This is a genomic window from Vreelandella venusta, assembly GCF_044809155.1.
GTDB classification, from domain to species: Bacteria; Pseudomonadota; Gammaproteobacteria; order Pseudomonadales; family Halomonadaceae; genus Vreelandella; species Vreelandella venusta_B.
Map to the genome: position 1 here is coordinate 2,611,491 of NZ_CP085241.1, position 18,502 is coordinate 2,629,992.

Below are 18,502 nucleotides of genomic sequence, written 5' to 3' on the forward strand. Positions count from 1 at the left end.
GCAAAACAACCGACAGTGTTTACGCCAACACTCTACCATTACCCATAGCGCTCAACGACGATGACTACGCGATCTCTTATTTATTTTTGCTATGGCGTATCTCATCGTGCGTTTATCAAGGAGAGGCCATGAAACGCGATCTAACCGGTGTATTCCACGCTCAGCAGCATGCCGTTGAACAGGACCCCTTCCCTACCCTTAGCGTTCGCCGTGAACGGTTGGCGCGTTTAGCCCGTATGACTAAGCGCCACCAGCACGACATTGTGCGCGCCATTCAGGCCGATTTTGGCAAACGCAGCGACGCCGAAATTCGCCTCGCAGAAATCAGTAGCGTCCTACACGCCATTAGCTACACCCGTCTGCGGCTTTGGCACTGGATGCGACCTAAGCGGGCAAGCATGCCTTGGCGGCTACTGCCCGCTAAAGCACGCATTGTGCCTCAGCCACTGGGTATCGTCGGGGTGATGGCGCCGTGGAACTACCCCTGGAGCTTGGCCATCATGCCGGTTATCGATGCCTTTGCCGCAGGCAACGTGGTTATGCTTAAGCCCAGCGAACATACACCGCATACCAGTGCACTGCTGGCCCAGTTGATACCTCAGTACTTTACTGAAGAGGAGTTGAGCGTCATTGAAGGCGGTGTAGAGGTAGCAGAAGCGTTCAGCGCCCTGCCGTTCGACCACCTCCTCTTTACGGGCTCCACCCAGGTAGGCAGAAGCGTCGCCCTTTCAGCCGCTGCCAACTTAACGCCGGTGACTCTTGAACTTGGCGGTAAATCGCCCGCCATTGTTGCCGCGGACGCTGATCTCGAGCGCGCCGCCGCCGCCATTGTGTTTGGCAAAGGCATGAATGCCGGGCAAACCTGCATCGCACCCGACTATGTTTTGGTAGAAAGCCGCAGTCTGGACACTTTAATTAAAGCGCTAAGCCAAGCCATCGCCCAGCAGCGACCCAACGATAAAGAAGCCACTTCTGCAATTAACGAGCGCCATCAACAGCGCCTTGATGACCTGCTGGAAGAAGCCCGCGACCACGGCTGTCGCATTATTGATGCAGGCCCCCATGCGCCCGTGCTGATTATTGACCCCACCAAAGACTTAGCGATGATGCGCGAGGAGATCTTTGGCCGCTGCCTGCCCGTCATTGGCGTTAAAACCATCGATGATGCCATCGCCTATGTGAATGCTCGCCCTCACCCACTGGCGCTTTACGCATTTACAGACGATAAAGCACTCCAGCTAAGGTTGCGCCACCACACCCGCTCTGGGGCGCTGGTATTTAATGAAACGCTGCTTCATCACGCGGTTTCTTCGTTACCTTTTGGCGGCGTAGGCGAAAGCGGCATGGGGGCTTACCACGGGCGTCATGGTTTTGAACGCTTTAGTCACCTGCGTGGCCTTTTTTATCAAGCCAAACGACCCTCTAGCCGGCTTATTAGGCCACCCTATCGTCGCTGGTTGATGAAGTTACTCAGGCTTGGTTAACGATAATTGTTAAAGCTAACGGATAAATCCCCGATAATGCTAAGGCGGAACCGTATCTTCATTATATTTTTGGAATCACTATGCAAGCCGCCGATCTACCTGATAACGAAACGCAGCGCCTGACGGCTTTGCATGCGCTCCATGTGCTTGATACTCCCATAGATGAAGCGTTTGAGCGCATTACGCAGCTTGCCCGCGATCTTTTTGACGTGCCTATTGCACTGGTTTCCCTAGTAGATAAAGAGCGCCAGTGGTTTAAATCCCATAGCGGGCTAGACGCTTGTGAAACTCGCCGTGAGATTTCATTTTGCGCCCATGCTGTCGCTCAAAACGCACCGTTAGTGATTGAAAACGCACTGAATGATGCGCGCTTTGCCGATAACCCACTGGTAGAAGACGCCACTCAAATACGCTTTTATGCGGGGCACCCTTTGTGCCCTAGTGAGGGTTTACCCATTGGCACGCTGTGCTTAATGGATAGAAAGCCACGCGCTTTTAGTCAGCGAGACCGCCACCTGTTAAAAAGCCTCGCGGGCCAAGTTGAAGAGCTGTTGCGCCACCATCAAATGCGCCGCTCCCTGGCGCAAACCACCCGACGCTATGAAGCGCTGTTTAATGAGAGCGCCACCGGCATTATTCGTATCGACCGAGTCGGCAAGGTATTAAGCATTAACCCCTTTGCGCTCACCATGCTGGGATATGACCACCACGAAGTCATTGGCCACAATGTTGCCATGCTGACCCCTGCCGCTATTAGCGCACGGCACGACGGCTTTATTAGCAATTTCTTAGCCGGTGGCGCACCTAAGGTGATTGGCCGGGGACGCGAAGTGGAGGCGCAGCATAAACAGGGCCATGCCATTCCGGTGCATTTAGCCGTCAATGCTATCCATAACGAGCACGGCGACATTGCTGAATTTCTAGGTATCTTGACCGATTTAAGCAGCGTCCATGACGCCACGCAGCGCATACAAAAAGAGCAAAGCCTATTAAAGGTGCTCCATCAGGGTATTACGGATTACCAAGCGCTAATGTCTGGCGAGCGGCTGTGGACATTCTTAATGGAAGCGCTGCGCGAACTTACCGACAGCGACTACGCGTTGATTGGCGAAGTGCTGCCCACCGACACCACCAACGCGCTTAAAATTCATGCGATTACCGACCTTTCCTGGAACCCGGAGTCGCGCCATTTGATGGGGCAGCTGCGCAGCGGTGATATGACGCTGACCAACCCCAACTCGCTGCTGGGCCGTGTGTTTGCACACGGAGAAGTCATCATAACGGACGACGTGTATGGCCATGTAAAGCGCGGCGGGTTTCCCCCCGGCCATCCCCGCTTGACCAACTATCTAGGCGCACCCATTTTCAGCGGCGAACGCTTAATTGGCATGTTTGCCATTGCCAACAGCAAGCAGCCCCTAAATCAGGCGCTGTTGGAGTGGCTCCAGCCGTTTACCGACACCTGCGCCCTACTGATTAATCTGTATCGGCAAATGGCCGAGCGCGAACAGGTCACCCGGGATTTAGCAACCGCCCGGGATCAGGCAGAGCAAGCCAATAAAGCCAAGAGTGAGTTTCTCTCCTCAATGAGCCATGAGCTGCGTACCCCGCTCAACGCCATTATTGGTTTTGCACAGTTACTAGCTAAAGGGCGCCGCGATCCGCTGAGCGATAAACAGCAGCGCCAGGTCGGCCAAATTGAGAAAAGCGGCCAACATTTATTAAGCTTGATTAATGATGTGCTCGACCTAGCCAAAATAGAAGCAGGCTTGACACCGCTCTCCCTCGAACCGCTCCTTATCGTTAACGTCCTGGATGATGCCTGCAGCACGTTAGAAGCGAACATTGACGCCGCCGGCATTACCTTAACCCGAGCACCGTTTTCCTGCTCCTGGCAGGTAATTGCCGACTACACACGTACCAAACAAATTCTACTTAACCTGCTCTCCAACGCCATTAAATACAACTGTGTTGATGGTGCGATTACGATTGACGCTGAACAGGATGGCAATGCGCTGCGTATTAGCATTACCGATACCGGCTGCGGCATTGCAGTGGAGCGCCAGCACGAACTGTTTGAGCCGTTCAACCGGCTGGATGCCGAGTACAGCACCATCCAAGGTACCGGCATTGGCTTAGCCATTACCAAACAGCTTGTGGAGCGCATGGACGGACACATTGGCTTTAAGAGCCAGCCAGGCAAGGGGTCTTGCTTTTGGTTCACGCTGCCCATTACCGATCAGGCAGTGCAACCTGCTCACGTTTCGGCTGCCCACGGCAATGGAACAATCGACAGCAGTTCTTCCACTTACACGCTGCTCTATATCGAAGACAACCCCACTAACCAGCGGCTGATGGAAGATATCATCGAGGACTTTCAACAAATCCAGCTGCAAACCGTTACCAGCGCAGAGCTGGGGCTGGAAATTATGCGCCACTCCCCGCCGGATTTAGTGCTCATGGATATTCATTTACCGGGCATGAATGGCTACCAGGCGCTCAGCGCCATGCAGCAAGATCCTCAGCTGCAGCACATCAACGTGGTGGCGCTATCCGCCAACGCCATGGCCCGCGATCTAAAATATGGCTTAGCCGCCGGTTTCGCCGACTACCTCACGAAGCCCATTGAGATTGAAAAATTAACCGCAACGCTTAAACGGTTTCTTGCGGTGACGCTCAAGGAGGAGCCATGAACTTCCTGCAAAAACATTTACTAGTAGTCGATGACAACAGTATTAACGTCGAGCTTCTCCTCGACCTGCTAGATGATCACGGTTTCGCCAACACACACGGCATCAGCGATCCTCGCCAGGTACTTGCCTACTGTCAGCAACAGCTGCCCGACTTAATCCTGCTGGATATTCGCATGCCGTATTTAGACGGCTATGCGGTCATCCACCAGCTACAGAACCATTTTGCTCACAATGCCCCACCGGTTATCGTGCTGACGGCACAGATCGATGACGAGACGCGCCAACGGGCTCTTAATCTTGGCATACGCGATTTTGTGACCAAGCCGTTTAAGCACGATGAAGTCTTACAGCGTATTCGTAATGCCTTGAGCGTCGAACACCGTTACCAAGTGCGTGATCAGCAGGCCGAAAACTTAGAGCGCATGGTGACTAAACGCACCCAGGAACTTGAGCGCCAGTCCCGCACGGACCCGATAACTCAGCTTGCCAATCGGCGAGCTTTAAGCGAAATGCTGCGCAAAGCGGCAATGGCGGGCAACGGCACCGGGCTACTGTTTATTGCCCTGGACCACCTAGACGACGTGATACGGCTACATGGCTACGACGTTGCCGACCAGCTCATGGGGCATATTGCTCGTCAGCTGTCGGCTCGGTTAACGGCGAATTGCGCCTTAGGACTATGGGGGGGCAGCGAGCTTTTAGTGATTGCCGATAGTGCCGAGCTCGATGAGCTGCGTAAACTAGCGGCAACGCTACTGGGCTGTTTCGATCAGGATCAAGCGCTGGGGGATTTACTACTCCCCCTTAGCGCCCGTATTGGCATCAGCCGTGCCGAATCACACTTTGAAATGGCACGCCTTGTACACATGGCCGCCCTTGCGCTTCCGCAAAGCGGTACCCTGCAGATTCAATGCTATAACGAAACGTTAGAAACCAAGCAGAGACACCGTCTGCACTTGCAGCAAGCAATACGCGGTGCCACCGAGCGCGGCGAGATGTCCCTCGCGTTTCAGCCTAAACTCTCGTTAACCACACAGCGCATCATAGGCGCCGAAGCGCTGCTCCGCTGGCACCATCCTGAGCTGGGTCAGGTATCGCCTGCCGACTTTATCCCGCTGGCCGAAGCCAGCGGTGATATCCTTGCCATTGGCGAATGGGTGCTCAATGAAGCCATGAGACATATCGTGGCATGGCGTGAGCAAAGCCTTCTAAACGACGATTTTCACATCGCCGTCAACGTCGCTGCCCGCCAACTTGCGCGGAAAGATTTTGCTGAACAGCTGCTCGCTCGGCTCGCCGAGCAAGCCATTCCGCAGCGTTTTTTCGCCCTAGAAGTGACGGAGTCGGGCATAATGAGCGACATGCACAATGCCCGCGCGCAGCTTATGCAGCTGGCAGAGGCCAATATCGACGTCGCCATTGACGATTTCGGCACAGGCCACTCATCGCTGGCCTATGTAAAAACGCTGCCGTTTAAAACGTTAAAAATTGATCGCGCCTTCGTCATGGACCTGGAAGGGGACGCTGTCGACCGCCAGTTAGCGCTCACTATCACCCAGCTAGCCCATGCTGTCGGCTGCGATGTCGTTGCAGAAGGCATAGAAACCGCCGTGCAGGCAGACTACCTGCGCTCAATTGGCTGCGAAGCGGCACAAGGGTATTACTATGCCCGCCCACTCGCCGCTAACGAATTTGTTACCTGGTGCAAGGCGTGGTCACCTCGCCGGCACCCGGCCACCGACATGGAGTCCATCAATGGCACATGATCTGATTGACCGAATACGCCAACGTCTGGAAGAGTTGAACCGCTCGGAACGCAAAGTCGCCAACGTGATTCTTGAAGACCCCGCGGCCGCGACCAGCCTGAGCATAGCCAGCCTCGCCCAAGCGGCCAGCGTCAGCGAGCCTACGGTCAACCGGTTTTGTCGCAACTTTGGTGCGAAAGGTTTCCCAGATTTTAAAATCAAGCTTGCCCAAAGCCTAGCAGGCGGAACGCCCTATGTTACCCGGGCAGTAGAGCCTGGTGACTCCGCAACCCAATACACGCATAAGATTTTTGGCGCCACTATCGCCGCTTTAGATGAAGCTCAGCGGGAAGTGGATATGGCGGCCATTGAGCGCATGGTTGACTACCTCACACAGGCGAAGCAGATACATTTTTTTGGCCTTGGCGCCTCTGGTGCCGTCGCGCAAGACGCCCAGCACAAATTTTTCCGCTTCAACCTGCCGGTCATGGCCTATGTGGATGTATTAATGCAACGTATGGTAGCCGCCGCCTGCCATACCGGCGATGTAGTGGTGGTTATTTCCTACACCGGCCGTACGCGGGAGCTGGTCGATATTGCTAGGGTAGCTCGCGAAGCAGGCGCCGTAGTGCTGGGCATTACCGCTCCTAACTCACCGCTTTCACAAGAGTGCACCGCCACTCTGGAAGTGGCCACACCAGAGGACACCGATCACTACATGCCGATGACCTCACGGATGATTCAGCTGACCCTCATTGATGCGCTGGCAACCGGCGTTACTCTGAGGCGTGGAGAAGACTTTCTACCCCACTTAAAGAAGATTAAAGACAGCCTACGCGACACTCGCTTTCCTATTGAGAAAGCAAGCAAATAATCGGCAGGCCGCCTTAAAAAGCTGTGTTAGTCGCTAACAGCTGCAGTAACCGTAATTTCTACTTTTAGCTCATCAGCGGGTAGCGGCGCGCATACGCAGGTGCGTGCCGGTGCATAGCCTTCCGGCACCCAGGCATCCCACACGTCGTTCATCGCAGCAAAATCGCTGCCATCTTTAAGATAAATCGTCGCGCTTAACAGTTGCTCTCGGCTGGAACCAATCTCTTTAAGCAGCGCATCCACCCGGGCCAACATGCTTTCGGTTTGCGCTGTAATGCCTTCATTACGCGCTTCAGGGCCTGTGACTTGGCCACATAAATAGGCCACTCCCTGATGGATCACGGCGCGGCTCATACGTGCTTTTGTATCATGGCGCTGAATTGTCATGGGATAATCTCCTAAGCATTCCAAAAAAGGCAGTGTAAACCGCTATTACGCGATTGCCTACGCCCTCATCATCGCGAGTGTTCCGTGGGCACCGGGCGATGTTCAAATACGCGCCGCAACACAAAGCTTGTGTGGGCGCCGGTCACCCCTTCAATACGATTAATCACGTGAAGTAAAAGGTGCTGATAATCATCCATATCCCGCACTAGTATCTTGAGCTGAAAATCAGCGGCCTGGCCGGTAATGATCAAGCATTCGATCACATTGGGGATTTGGCGAATATGGCGCTCGAAGTTATCAAAGCGCTCGGGGGTATGTTTATCCATGGAGATGTGCAGCAGCACCATGAGCTGATACCCCAACTGACGCGCATCCACATCGGCACGATACTGGGTAATTAACCCATGCTCTTCCAACGCGCGCACGCGGCGCAAGCAGGGCGATGGAGAGAGGCCAATGCGCTCCGCAAGCTCCTGATTACTGATGCGCCCCTCTTGCTGAAGCACATTCAGAATGCGGCGATCAAAACGGTCAAGCTCCAGCGGCATCACCGGCATAAAAAGCAACTCCTGCCAACACAAACACTATTAACGACATTAATTGCTCAATATTGACCAAAAAACCCTATATTAGCAATAACCTTTCGCCGAGATTCGCATAAACTGGTTTTACTGCCAAAAGCAGCGCCAAGCGGTGCTTTATCTAGGCACCACAACATGCGGCCAATGCCACAAGCGGCCGCTCTTAACAACGCTGACTAACAGGAAGTTCACCATGCCCGCTTTTGATCATCGCAAGTATCGCCCCGCCCCTCGTGTTCCCGCATTTAATCGCCAATGGCCCGACCGCGACCTTACCCAGGCGCCGATTTGGGTTAGCGAAGACCTTCGCGACGGCAACCAGGCGCTACTTGAGCCGATGACCGTTGAGCAAAAGCAGCGTTTTTGGCACCAGATCATCAAGGTAGGCATTAAAGAGGTGATGGTTGGCTTTCCCTCGGCGAGTCAGCCCGACTATGACTTTGTACGCTGGCTGATCGAAGAGGATCAAATTCCCGACGACGTTACCATTGCCGTGCTGGTGCAGTGCCGTGAACACCTGATCGAGAAAACCTTTGCTTCGCTGGTGGGCGTCAAGCGCGCCATCATTCACCTATACAACTCCACCTCTACCATCCAGCGCGAGCGGGTGTTCGAGATGGACCGCGCCGGCATTACCGATATCGCCGTGCAGGGCGCTACCTGGGTAAAAACCTATGCCGAGCAGTATCCAGATGTTGACTGGCGCTTCCAATACTCGCCGGAGAGCTTTTCCAGCACTGAAATCGACTTCTCGCTCGCTATTTGCGAAGCCGTGATGGATGTCTGGCAGCCAACGCCCGACAACAAGTGCATTCTGAATCTGCCCACCACGGTAGAAGTAGCAGGGCCGCACCATCACGCGGATCAGATTGAGTACTTCTGCCAGCATATTAGCCGCCGCGACAGCGTGATTGTTTCCGTACACACCCACAACGACCGGGGCGGTGCGGTGGCTTCTGCGGAGCTTGCGTTGTTAGCCGGTGCGGATCGGGTTGAAGGCACGCTGCTGGGTAACGGCGAACGCACTGGCAATATGGATATCGTCACGCTAGCGATGAATCTCTATAGCCAAGGCATCGACCCCGAGCTTGATCTCTCGAACCCCGATGAAATTGTCCAGGTCGTGCATGAGTGCACCGGCATTACCGTACATCCCCGCCACCCTTGGGTTGGCGAAATGGTCTACACCGCCTTTTCTGGCAGCCACCAGGACGCGATCCGCAAATCGCTCAAACACCAAAAGCCCGACGAGCCGTGGCAAGTGGCCTACCTGCCCATTGACCCTCACGATATTGGCCGCGACTACCAAGCCGTTATTCGGGTGAACAGCCAGTCGGGCAAAGGCGGCATGGCGTTTCTGCTGGAGCGGGATTACGGCATTAACCTGCCCCGCTGGATGATGCTCGCGCTAGCACCCTACGTGCAGCAAGAGAGCGAACGGCGCAATAGCGAGCTTTCCAGCGCTATTATCCGCCAGGTAATGTTTGATCACTTTGCTGTCGAGACCCCGCTTGCACTGGCTGACTATCAGCTTTCCAAAGGGCAGCACGAGGGCATCGACATTACGCTTTGGCAGGGAACCGAAACGCTGCGGCTTTCCGGCACGGGCAATGGCGCTATGTCATCGTTCACCGATGCATGGAAAAAACACTCAGGAAGCCACGTGGCGATTATTGACTACAGCGAGCACTCCTTGGGTGGCAGCAGCGAAGCCAACGCCATTGCCTTTGTGCAGCTCAACATCGACGGCCAGCGGGTATGCGCTGTAGCAGAGGATAGCGATACCGTAAGCGCTTCGCTAAAGGCGCTGTTATCAGGTATTAATTCGGTTTACCCATCGGCTACTCAGTCCCAGCGTGAAAGTGCCACGCAGGAAGCCTAGATAACGTTTGCAAACGTGCGCGTTACTCCGCGCATTCGTACACTTCAGCACCACTGGGTTTGACGTGAGGCGTTTGGCACCACTCCACTCGCCGCACGTCACGCACTCGCCAAAGCTCTCCTGATCAATGCCGGATTGCGGGAATGTCCACCTCAGGGTGATTCATCTAAGCCTCCTCTTGGCGTCAGCGCAGAATCAGCACCGGCACCTGGGCATTACGCAGCATTTGGGTGGTGGTGCTGCCCACCAGCAGGTGGCGAATACGCGAGTGACCGTAGGCGCCCATCACCAGCAAATCAATACTCTCCTCCTGCTTGTAGGCGCGGAGGGTCTCTTCTACCTCGCCAGCACGGATAGCCCCTTTGGCCGAATGGCCCGCTACTTCAAGGGTTTCGGTGGCCCACGCAAGCTGCGAACGATGTTCGGCGGTTTCAGCGCCTACAATCACCACGTGGCAGGTGGCTCCTTCAAACAGCGGGCTTTTTGCCAGCATCTCCACACCTTTGCGGGCAGTTTTACTACCATCAAAGGCCATCATCACGTTTTGTGGCTGCGTAAACGTTTTAGGCACCATCAAGATTGGGCGGTGCATTTCACGCACCACGCGCTCCAGATTAGAACCTAAATGGCCGCTTGCCTGATGAGCGGTTTCGCCACGCTTGCCGACTACTAGCAAACGCACTTCTTTTTCGTTCTCTACCAGTGTTTCTACCATCGTACCGTTGCGCTGTAAGCATGCAGGCTCCTCAATGCCTAACGCAGCAACCCGTGCCTTAGCAGCATCTAACATCAAGCGTCCCTGCTTGCGGGACACTTTAGCGTGCTGCTCTTCGATCTCTGACAATGTTTCAAGCAGGTGCTCCCGGGTGCCTAAACCTACGTTTCCGGTCAGGTCAGGCTCCGCAATGCGAGCGTGGTTATCCACGGTGTGAATAAAGCGCAGCGGTGCATCCAGGGCCTTCGCGGCCCACGCCGCATAATCACAGACGCCTTCTGAAAACTGCGAGCCATCAATGGCCGCAAGAACACAATCAGACATACAAGCTTCTCCTAGAGCGGGTGCATCAACGTTATTGTTATTCCCAATCTTTTTACACGAACTTATCGACCAGTGACACCGGTCCACGTTCTCGCCAATGCCAAGCGTACTACCCAAAACGCTGCAAACAGCGTGATACACTTGCCCCCTCTCAGCAAGCCAGTTAACGAGGCGAATATGGGGCACGGCTTTACCGGCGTGTTATTAGTAGCGATAGGTGGCGCACTGGGGGGAATGGGGCGTTTCGCTGTTTCCAATTGGATAACCAGCCGTTACGGTAGCCATTTCCCCTGGGGCACGTTGGCGGTCAATGCCAGCGGCGCGCTCATTGTCGGCTGGTTTTATGGCCAGCTCGGACAATCTGATACGTCGCCTTCTGCGCTCTGGGTATTGGCCGTCATTGGCTTACTGGGCGGCTATACCACGGTTTCCTCGTTCAGTTTACAAACCCTTGCGCTGTGGCAACGCGGCCAGTGGCTGCGTGCTGGCCTGAACATAACCGCTACCCTCGCGCTCGGCATGGCCATGGCAGCACTGGGCTTCTCACTCGCCGGAGGCGTGCTATGAGTTGGCAAGCATATCTTGCGGTAGGGATTGGGAGTGGCATTGGCAGCGTGCTGCGCTATAGCGTTTCGCTAGCCTCTATGGCGGCATTGGGCGGTTATTTCCCCTGGGGTACGCTGCTAGTTAACGTATTAGGGTCATGGTTGATTGGCTGGCTGGCTGCCAGCGTGGTCAACCACCCGGCTGGCAGAATAGCGCGCTTACAGCCTCTGCTGGTTGCGGGTTTCTGCGGTGGGTTCACCACGTTTTCACTGTTTAGCGTCGAAACCCTACACTTCGTTAACCAAGGCCAAGCGGGACTCGCTCTGGTTTATGTGGCCATGAGCCTGCCACTTTGGCTACTGGCTGCTTACTTAGGTAGCCGCCTAGCGTTTCCTCGCCCGTCTAAGCATTCGGGCGCCTAATGCGCGATCAGCTCGAAAGGCATCAATCTTGGCTCTACCTGGGGTTTATTAGTTTAGGGCTTGCGCTGGGTGTTTTAGCTCCCGTACGGATAACCGCCCTTGAGCCGTTGCTATGGCCGCTACTTGGTGTGTTGCTCTACGCTACCTTTACCCAAATACCGCTGCTGCATATTAAACAAAGCGTTGCTGATGTGCGTTTTATGACGGCACTGCTCTTAGGCAACTTTGTTGTCATCCCCGCTTTATTATGGCTTTTGGTGCTGTGGTTACCGCTTTCCCCGCCGGTGCTTGCCGGGGTACTACTGGTATTACTAGTGCCTTGCACCGATTGGTTTATTACCTTTACGCATCTAGGCAAAGGCGATGCCGCCCGCGCTATTGCGGCAACGCCGCTGTTGCTATTGGCACAGATGGCTGCATTACCCGTTTACCTCTGGCTGTTTTTGGGCGGCGAGTGGTTTCAGCTAACGTTTTCCACGAACCTGCTCAGTGCGTTTGCAGGGCTTATTTTGCTGCCCTTGATGTTGGCATGGCTAACCGAGCTTGGCGCCCGGCGTTACCGCGCCATTGAACGCACCACTCATCAGCTTGGCTACCTGCCGGTGCCTCTGCTGGCATTGGTGGTGTTAGTGATTGCCGCCACACAGGTTAATAGCGTGCTGTCTCTTTCCCATGTGCTGGTGCAGGTCGTGTTTATTTTTGCGGGCTATTTGGTGGTTGCGGCAATGCTAGGCAAACTGCTGGGCAGGCTATTTAAACTGCCTACCACAAGCGCTCGCACCCTCGTCTTTAGCTTTGGAACGCGTAACTCTTTCGTGATGCTACCTATTGCGCTTGCCCTGCCAAGCGGATGGCAGGCTGCGGTAGTGGTAATTGTCTTTCAATCCTTAGTAGAGCTATTTGGCATGGTAGCGTATTTACGCTGGGTGCCTAAGCTGCTGCCTGATGATAGCCACTAAAAAGCCGGCTCACTCAAATGGTTGAGGGCCGGCTGCGGGGTAAACGATTGCAAAAGCGCGCTAATGGTTAAGCGCTGACTCTTAGTCGTCAGCAGGTGTCGGGATTAACGCAAAATCAGCACCGGGATCCGGCTATTGCGCAGCATGGTGGTGGTAGTGCTGCCCACCAGCAAATGGCGAATGCGTGAATGGCCGTAGGCGCCCATTACCAGCAGGTCAATAGCATGCTCTTTTTCGTAGGCTTGCAGCATCTCGTCTACATCGCCAGCACGAATAGCACCTTCGGCTTGGTGGCCTGCGTCACGAAGCGTCGTCAGCGCCCACTCAAGTTCGCTGCGGTGCTCTGCAGTGTCAGCACCGACGATCAGAACATGGCATTCTGTACCCGCAAATAATGGCGAACGCGCCAGCATTTCCACCCCTTTACGGGCAGTTTTACTGCCGTCGAACGCCATCAATGCTTTTTCAGGCCGCTTGAAGATTTTGGGTACCATCAGTATTGGGCGATGCATTTCACGCACCACACGCTCAAGGTTAGAACCTAGGTGGCCACTGGCTTGGTGGGCCGTTTCGCCACGCTTGCCTACGACCAGCAGGCGCATATCTTTTTCTAGCGCTACCAGGGTTTCAATCAGCGTGCCATTAAGCTGGCGGGTAATAGGGGCATTCACCCCATCTTCCACGGCCCGTGCTTTGGCAGCTTCCAGCATGAACTTTCCCTGCTCGCGGTTTATCTTAGCGCGCTGCTCGTCAAGCTCGGAAAGCTCTTTCATCAGGCGCTCACGGGCACCAAAGCGCAGGTTACCCGATAGGTTTTGCTCGTCGGGCACTTGGGAGTGGTTATCCACCACGTGCACGAAGCTTAATGGAGTGCTTAGTGCCAAACTTGCCCAAGCGGCGTAATCACATACGCCTTCTGAAAACTGGGAGCCATCAATTGCGGCAAATACGTGTTCACTCATTTCGCTCTCCTTGCGGTGGTTAGTGGCCGCCCATCAATTTTTCAACAGCTTCTGGGTCGTTGTGTACTGCATAACGGTCAACAACGGTGGCGCTGGCTTCGCTCAAGCCCACCAGTTCTACCTCAGTACCCTCACGGCGGAACTTAATCACCACGCGGTCAAGCGCCTGTACCGCGGTAATATCCCAAAAGTGGGCGCGAGAAAGATTGATCGTGACCTTATCAATGCTCTCTTTAAAATCGAACGCCGCGATAAAACGCTCAGACGAAGCAAAGAACACTTGCCCAATCACTTGGTATTCACGCTCTTTACCGGGTTCGACTTCTTTCGAACCGATGTACATAATATTGCCAACTTTATTAGCAAAGAACATGGCCGCCAGCAGCACACCCACAAACACGCCAATGGCCAAGTTGTGCGTTGCCACTGTCACAATCACCGTGGCGATCATGACTACGTTAGTGCTCATGGGGTGCTTTTTGAGATCGCGGATCGACTCCCAGCTGAAGGTTCCAATCGAGACCATGATCATCACCGCCACCAGCGCCGCCATGGGGATTTGCGACACCCAATCAGAGAGAAACACCACCATCATCAGTAGCACAACGCCGGCAATTAATGCTGAAAGGCGCGTGCGGCCACCGGACTTAATATTGATCACCGACTGACCGATCATTGCGCAACCTGCCATACCGCCCAGCAAGCCTGAACCAATATTGGCAATCCCCTGACCTTTACACTCGCGGTTTTTATCGCTGGGTGTATCGGTTAAGTCATCCACAATTGTGGCGGTCATCATCGACTCAAGCAGACCCACCACCGTCAGCATTAACGCGGTTGGGAAAATAATCATCAGCGTTTCTAAGTTGAGCGGTACGTCTGGCCACAAGAACATAGGCAGCGTATCGGGCAGCTCGCCCATATCGCCGACGCTGCGAATCTCCATACCGGTGACCATGTAAACAACGGTGAGAACAACAATACATACCAATGGAGAGGGAATTGATTTACCAATCACCGGCAAATAGGGGAAGAGATAAATAATGCCTAAGCCCGCCACTGTCATGGCGTAAACATGCCAGGTCACGTTGGTTAACTCAGGCAGCTGAGCCATAAAAATCAGGATCGCCAGCGCGTTGACAAAACCGGTGACCACCGACCGGGACACAAAGCGCATTAGCTCCGCAAGCCTTAAGTAACCGGCAATAATTTGCAGCACCCCTGTTAGCAACGTGGCCGCCAGCAGGTACTCAAGGCCGTGCTCTTTTACCAGGGTAACCATCAGCAGCGCCATCGCCCCGGTCGCTGCGGAAATCATACCGGGGCGACCGCCGGTAAACGCAATGACTACCGCGATACAGAATGAGGCATAAAGCCCTACTTTCGGGTCAACGCCCGCAATAATAGAAAAGGCAATCGCTTCAGGAATTAACGCCAACGCGACGACAATACCTGAGAGCGTGTCGCCCTTGATGTTAGAAAACCACTCTTGCTTACTGAAAAGGGTCATTCAGGGAGTCCATGGTTAAAGGTTTAAAGACATTGCACGCCACAGCCGCACCAATGGCAGCGAAGAACGCGCTTTGAATCGAACTTGGGAGAAGAGCTATCTATCGAAGACGCAAAAGCGCCAGTCGCCAAATAACGGCAACGGGATATCGTAGCGCCGGTATAACGCGAAAAGCGTTACAGCGCTGATAAGGAGGGAAAACCTAGGGTGGAGTCATCAGCCCTAGTATAGGCAGAGCCATCGCTGCCATAGCAGTGGTCATAAACGTTACACCTTCTTTCTGTCATTATGACTGACTATCATCATTATTCAGGCGGGTGAGCACCGGTTACGTTTAGTGCTTTCTCATCACCTGAGCGCGGCATTCTACCAGTAAAGCATCCTCGCCGCACCCGTCACCCTAGACGTTTAGACGACGGCCACAGGATGACCTATCACCTTGGCATGGCTTACCATAAGCCACCTTATAGATAGAGCAATGCTCAGCGTTTGGGCGAATGATTTTACGTTAGAGGAGCAGTATATGAGCCAGTCAATTGCAGTGATTAAGGGTGATGGCATTGGTCCCGAAATTATGGACGCGACCCTGCAAGTGCTGGACGCCCTAGAGTGCGGCCTAGAGTACAAATTTATTGATGCTGGCTTGGCCGCTCTTGAAAAGCACGGCACGCTGATTCCTCAAGAGTCGCTGGATGCCATTGAGACGTACGGCATTGCTTTGAAAGGCCCGCTGACCACGCCCATTGGCAAAGGCTTCTCCTCAATCAACGTGCAGCTGCGCCGCCATTTTGACCTTTACGCCAACGTGCGCCCCGCCATTAGTTTCCCCGGCACAAAGTCGCGTTACGACGATATCGACATGATTACCGTGCGGGAAAATACCGAAGGTGCCTACCTCTCTGATGGCCAAGAGATGATTGATGATGGCAACACCGGCATTTCAGTCATTAAGGTCACTCGCCAAGGCTCTGAACGCATCGTGCGTTATGCCTTTGAGCTAGCCAAAACCAATGGCCGTAAAAAAGTCACCGCCGTTCATAAAGCCAACATTATTAAAACCAGCTCGGGGCTGTTTTTAGAAGTGGCGCGGGAAATTGCCAAAGAGTATCCAGAGATCGAATTCCAGGAAATGATCGTGGATAACGCCTGTATGCAGCTGGTGATGAACCCCCATCAGTTTGATGTAGTGGTCACCACTAACCTGTTTGGCGATATTCTTTCTGACCTGTGCGCTGGGCTAGTAGGCGGTTTGGGCTTAGCACCTGGCGCTAACATCGGCGAAAAGGCCGCAATTTTTGAAGCCGTACACGGCTCAGCGCCGGATATTGCAGGCCAAAAAATTGCCAACCCCTGCGCGCTGCTGCTCGCTGCCGCCCAAATGCTTGACCACTTGGGTATGAACGAAAAAGGCGAGGCTATTCGCCAGGGCATTCGCGCCGTGCTGGAAACCCGCCGTGATATGGTTACCCCCGACATGGGCGGCACCGGTACTACCGATACCTTCGCCCAAGCGCTGGTCGAACACATCAAAGCGTAAGCGAAACGTCCGCAGCACCGCTATCAGCAATACGCTGATAGCGGTAATAGCCGCTTACCTAATGCCAATGCTTTCTTACTCGTCCAGCCTACGCACTCCTGCTTAAGAACTTCTGCTTACGAGCTAAGCCCGCGTAAAATGTGCGCCACCTGCTGTTCAGCTTGTGGCTGGCTAGCGCCACTTTTTAACAGCAGCCGTAGCCCTGACATAGAGAGCGTTAAGAAGTAGGCCAAACTGTGTGCATCGCGCGCGGCGGGAATGGCTCCCTCTTGCTGCGCTTGCTCCACGACGTTGACAAAAAACTGAGTAATCGCCTGAACACTCTCTACAGCGGCATCCGACACCGCCGTGCCTGTATTGCCAAGCTCGGTGGCCGAGTTAAATATTAAACAGCCCAGCGCCGCCTGCTCGCTTTGTGCCTGCTGTGCCGTACGCTCCAACATGCTTTGAATAAATGCCCACGCACTCTCCTCTTGCCTTAGCGATTCAGCCAGTCGCTCAAGCAGCGCTTCGCGATAACGCGCAAGCACACGCAAAAATAGCGCTTCTTTATTTCCATAAGCTTGATAAAGACTGCTTCGTGAAATATGCATCGCGTCCAGCAAATCGCGCATGGACGTATGGTGATATCCTGAACGCCAAAACGCATGCATCGCGGCAGACAGCGCTACTTCGGGTTCATGTTGCAGTGGTCGACCAAGACGCATGTTCACACCCTCAACACCGGCATTTAAGTTAGCGGGGTAATGTATCATATCCTCCTTGTGCCACCTCAATGATGCTGCGCCCACCGCAGTGAGCGCGACGTATTATCACTATGGCGTATTAATTCAGCAGCTCCCGCACTTGCCTTATTCCCTCTCGGGCAAACTGCACCGGGCGCGAATCGCTAATTGTCCACGCGGCCATTGAGCCATCGTACATCGCAATGTTGCTAAAGCCGGCCACTTCGCTGAGTACAAACCAGTCGGTAGCGGCCCAGTGTCCTGTATTGCAGAACGCAATGGTGCGCTCGCGACTGTCTAAATCAGCGGCATTGATACGCGACTGCAAGCCGTCCGTGTCCAGGTAGTAAGCACCGTTTTGATTATTGAGGTGCGTTTGGTGGGGAAGGCTGCGTGCGCCCGGTATCGTACCCGCTACTCGCGCGGCAGGAGACTTGACGTCGCCCGCGAAATAGTCCGCTGGCCGCGCGTCCACTAGCTGTGCCTGGGTGCTACGAGCGGCCTCAACGTCTTCAGTGGAAGCAATTAATTCTTCACGCAGCGTCGTTGCCGTAAATTCAGTTGGCTCAAAACCCGCTGGCTCGCCGCTAGCGACGTCAAACCCTTGCTGCTGCCAGCCTGTAAAACCGCCGTTTAAAATAGCTACCTCGTCATGGCCAAGCACTTTAAGCGTCCAATAAACCCGCGCCGCGCTGCCAAAGTCAGTCGCCCCTGTACCGGCGGGCACGATCACGACGGCACTCTCGTTCGCCACCCCCAGGCTGCCAATCAATCGTTCAAGCTCGCTCACCTCTGGCATTAAACCCGCGACGCTATCGCGGGTTTCACGCCAGCCGTCATCGGTATAGCTGGTGTAGCGGCTGCCCGGTATGCGCGCCTTGATAAAACTATCTTCATCGCCACCGTTATCGATCGATGAGCGCACATCAATCACCACCAACGCCTCGTTATCAAGGTGCTCATTCAACCACTGGGCATCCACTAACGGCGTCAGCTCAAGTGCGTGGGCATGGGTCGCTAGGCTGAATACGCCCAGAGCGCCAACTGCCCATTTCAGCGGCGACTTCAACAATGATTGCATCATGATTGTTACTCCCAGAAAGTGATGGCATCGCGCCATCATGACTGTTTGCCTGCGTTTAAAAACCCAAAGAACG

At 54.4% G+C, this 18,502-nt stretch carries 16 protein-coding genes; 9 read left to right on the plus strand and 7 right to left on the minus strand.

The window, feature by feature from the left end:
• The first annotated feature begins 128 nt into the window (after positions 1 to 128).
• From LG301_RS12180 to LG301_RS12195, 4 genes are all read left to right on the plus strand, one after another.
• Positions 129 to 1,484, plus strand: a complete 1,356-nt coding sequence (locus LG301_RS12180; protein ID WP_404471423.1) for an aldehyde dehydrogenase family protein — start codon at positions 129 to 131, stop codon at positions 1,482 to 1,484.
• Positions 1,485 to 1,564: 80 nt separating this feature from the next.
• Positions 1,565 to 4,177 (plus strand): GAF domain-containing protein, encoded by a 2,613-nt coding sequence (locus LG301_RS12185; RefSeq protein ID WP_404471424.1) that lies wholly within the window; start codon positions 1,565 to 1,567, stop codon positions 4,175 to 4,177.
• Positions 4,174 to 5,943 carry an EAL domain-containing protein gene (locus LG301_RS12190; protein WP_404471426.1) on the plus strand — a complete coding sequence of 590 codons (1,770 nt, stop codon included), beginning with the start codon at positions 4,174 to 4,176 and terminating at the stop codon, positions 5,941 to 5,943. The genes LG301_RS12185 and LG301_RS12190 overlap by 4 nt, the downstream gene beginning before the upstream one ends.
• Positions 5,933 to 6,796 carry a MurR/RpiR family transcriptional regulator gene (locus LG301_RS12195; RefSeq protein WP_263067757.1) on the plus strand — a complete coding sequence of 288 codons (864 nt, stop codon included), beginning with the start codon at positions 5,933 to 5,935 and terminating at the stop codon, positions 6,794 to 6,796. The genes LG301_RS12190 and LG301_RS12195 overlap by 11 nt, the downstream gene beginning before the upstream one ends.
• A 26-nt stretch (positions 6,797 to 6,822) precedes the next feature.
• Here the strand turns inward: LG301_RS12195 and LG301_RS12200 are convergent, their stop codons facing one another.
• On the minus strand, positions 6,823 to 7,182 hold the full coding sequence (locus LG301_RS12200) for a RidA family protein (RefSeq protein ID WP_404471427.1): 360 nt from the start codon (positions 7,180 to 7,182) through the stop codon (positions 6,823 to 6,825).
• Between the two features lie 68 nt (positions 7,183 to 7,250).
• A complete protein-coding gene (locus tag LG301_RS12205; protein ID WP_263067754.1) occupies positions 7,251 to 7,739 on the minus strand; it encodes an Lrp/AsnC family transcriptional regulator in 489 nt (162 codons plus the stop codon).
• A gap of 217 nt (positions 7,740 to 7,956) precedes the next feature.
• On the opposite strand from LG301_RS12205, the gene LG301_RS12210 reads away from it, so the two are divergent.
• Positions 7,957 to 9,645: a 2-isopropylmalate synthase gene (locus tag LG301_RS12210; protein WP_404471428.1), complete on the plus strand. Its 1,689-nt coding sequence runs from the start codon at positions 7,957 to 7,959 to the stop codon at positions 9,643 to 9,645.
• 184 nt (positions 9,646 to 9,829) lie between these two features.
• Here LG301_RS12210 and LG301_RS12215 read toward each other — a convergent pair whose 3' ends face one another.
• Entirely contained in the window at positions 9,830 to 10,684 is an 855-nt protein-coding gene (locus LG301_RS12215; protein WP_404471430.1) for a universal stress protein, read from the minus strand.
• A 177-nt stretch (positions 10,685 to 10,861) separates the two neighbouring features.
• Here LG301_RS12215 and crcB point away from each other — a divergent pair, with 177 nt between their 5' ends.
• Genes crcB through LG301_RS12230 form a run of 3 tightly spaced genes read left to right on the plus strand, consistent with a single transcriptional unit; the run spans position 10,862 to position 12,611 of the window.
• On the plus strand, positions 10,862 to 11,251 hold the full coding sequence (gene crcB / locus LG301_RS12220; protein ID WP_404471431.1) for a fluoride efflux transporter CrcB: 390 nt from the start codon (positions 10,862 to 10,864) through the stop codon (positions 11,249 to 11,251).
• Positions 11,248 to 11,652 (plus strand): fluoride efflux transporter FluC, encoded by a 405-nt coding sequence (locus LG301_RS12225; RefSeq protein ID WP_404471432.1) that lies wholly within the window; start codon positions 11,248 to 11,250, stop codon positions 11,650 to 11,652. The genes crcB and LG301_RS12225 overlap by 4 nt, the downstream gene beginning before the upstream one ends.
• Complete coding sequence (locus LG301_RS12230) at positions 11,652 to 12,611, plus strand: arsenic resistance protein (protein WP_404471433.1); 960 nt, start codon at positions 11,652 to 11,654, stop codon at positions 12,609 to 12,611. The genes LG301_RS12225 and LG301_RS12230 overlap by 1 nt, the downstream gene beginning before the upstream one ends.
• Positions 12,612 to 12,715: 104 nt before the next feature.
• Here LG301_RS12230 and LG301_RS12235 read toward each other — a convergent pair whose 3' ends face one another.
• Positions 12,716 to 13,573: a universal stress protein gene (locus LG301_RS12235; RefSeq protein ID WP_404471434.1), complete on the minus strand. Its 858-nt coding sequence runs from the start codon at positions 13,571 to 13,573 to the stop codon at positions 12,716 to 12,718.
• Between the two features lie 19 nt (positions 13,574 to 13,592).
• Positions 13,593 to 15,083, minus strand: a complete 1,491-nt coding sequence (locus LG301_RS12240; RefSeq protein ID WP_404471435.1) for a SulP family inorganic anion transporter — start codon at positions 15,081 to 15,083, stop codon at positions 13,593 to 13,595.
• Between the two features lie 523 nt (positions 15,084 to 15,606).
• On the opposite strand from LG301_RS12240, the gene LG301_RS12245 reads away from it, so the two are divergent.
• On the plus strand, positions 15,607 to 16,620 hold the full coding sequence (locus LG301_RS12245) for an isocitrate dehydrogenase (RefSeq protein ID WP_404471436.1): 1,014 nt from the start codon (positions 15,607 to 15,609) through the stop codon (positions 16,618 to 16,620).
• 116 nt (positions 16,621 to 16,736) lie between these two features.
• Here LG301_RS12245 and LG301_RS12250 read toward each other — a convergent pair whose 3' ends face one another.
• Both LG301_RS12250 and LG301_RS12255 read right to left on the minus strand, forming a co-directional pair.
• A complete protein-coding gene (locus LG301_RS12250) occupies positions 16,737 to 17,375 on the minus strand; it encodes a TetR/AcrR family transcriptional regulator (protein ID WP_404471437.1) in 639 nt (212 codons plus the stop codon).
• 70 nt (positions 17,376 to 17,445) lie between these two features.
• Positions 17,446 to 18,429 (minus strand): sulfurtransferase, encoded by a 984-nt coding sequence (locus tag LG301_RS12255; RefSeq protein WP_404471438.1) that lies wholly within the window; start codon positions 18,427 to 18,429, stop codon positions 17,446 to 17,448.
• Positions 18,430 to 18,502 lie beyond the last annotated feature (73 nt).

Coding starts and splice junctions, on each gene's coding strand:
- LG301_RS12195 (WP_263067757.1), top strand. CDS start 5,933: ATGGCACATGATCTGATTGACCGAATACGCCAACGTCTGGAAGAGTTG.
- LG301_RS12225 (WP_404471432.1), top strand. CDS start 11,248: ATGAGTTGGCAAGCATATCTTGCGGTAGGGATTGGGAGTGGCATTGGC.
- LG301_RS12250 (WP_404471437.1), bottom strand. CDS start 17,375: ATGATACATTACCCCGCTAACTTAAATGCCGGTGTTGAGGGTGTGAAC.
- LG301_RS12185 (WP_404471424.1), top strand. CDS start 1,565: ATGCAAGCCGCCGATCTACCTGATAACGAAACGCAGCGCCTGACGGCT.
- LG301_RS12210 (WP_404471428.1), top strand. CDS start 7,957: ATGCCCGCTTTTGATCATCGCAAGTATCGCCCCGCCCCTCGTGTTCCC.
- LG301_RS12245 (WP_404471436.1), top strand. CDS start 15,607: ATGAGCCAGTCAATTGCAGTGATTAAGGGTGATGGCATTGGTCCCGAA.
- LG301_RS12205 (WP_263067754.1), bottom strand. CDS start 7,739: ATGCCGGTGATGCCGCTGGAGCTTGACCGTTTTGATCGCCGCATTCTG.
- LG301_RS12255 (WP_404471438.1), bottom strand. CDS start 18,429: ATGATGCAATCATTGTTGAAGTCGCCGCTGAAATGGGCAGTTGGCGCT.
- crcB (WP_404471431.1), top strand. CDS start 10,862: ATGGGGCACGGCTTTACCGGCGTGTTATTAGTAGCGATAGGTGGCGCA.
- LG301_RS12190 (WP_404471426.1), top strand. CDS start 4,174: ATGAACTTCCTGCAAAAACATTTACTAGTAGTCGATGACAACAGTATT.
- LG301_RS12235 (WP_404471434.1), bottom strand. CDS start 13,573: ATGAGTGAACACGTATTTGCCGCAATTGATGGCTCCCAGTTTTCAGAA.
- LG301_RS12230 (WP_404471433.1), top strand. CDS start 11,652: ATGCGCGATCAGCTCGAAAGGCATCAATCTTGGCTCTACCTGGGGTTT.
- LG301_RS12240 (WP_404471435.1), bottom strand. CDS start 15,083: ATGACCCTTTTCAGTAAGCAAGAGTGGTTTTCTAACATCAAGGGCGAC.
- LG301_RS12200 (WP_404471427.1), bottom strand. CDS start 7,182: ATGACAATTCAGCGCCATGATACAAAAGCACGTATGAGCCGCGCCGTG.
- LG301_RS12215 (WP_404471430.1), bottom strand. CDS start 10,684: ATGTCTGATTGTGTTCTTGCGGCCATTGATGGCTCGCAGTTTTCAGAA.
- LG301_RS12180 (WP_404471423.1), top strand. CDS start 129: ATGAAACGCGATCTAACCGGTGTATTCCACGCTCAGCAGCATGCCGTT.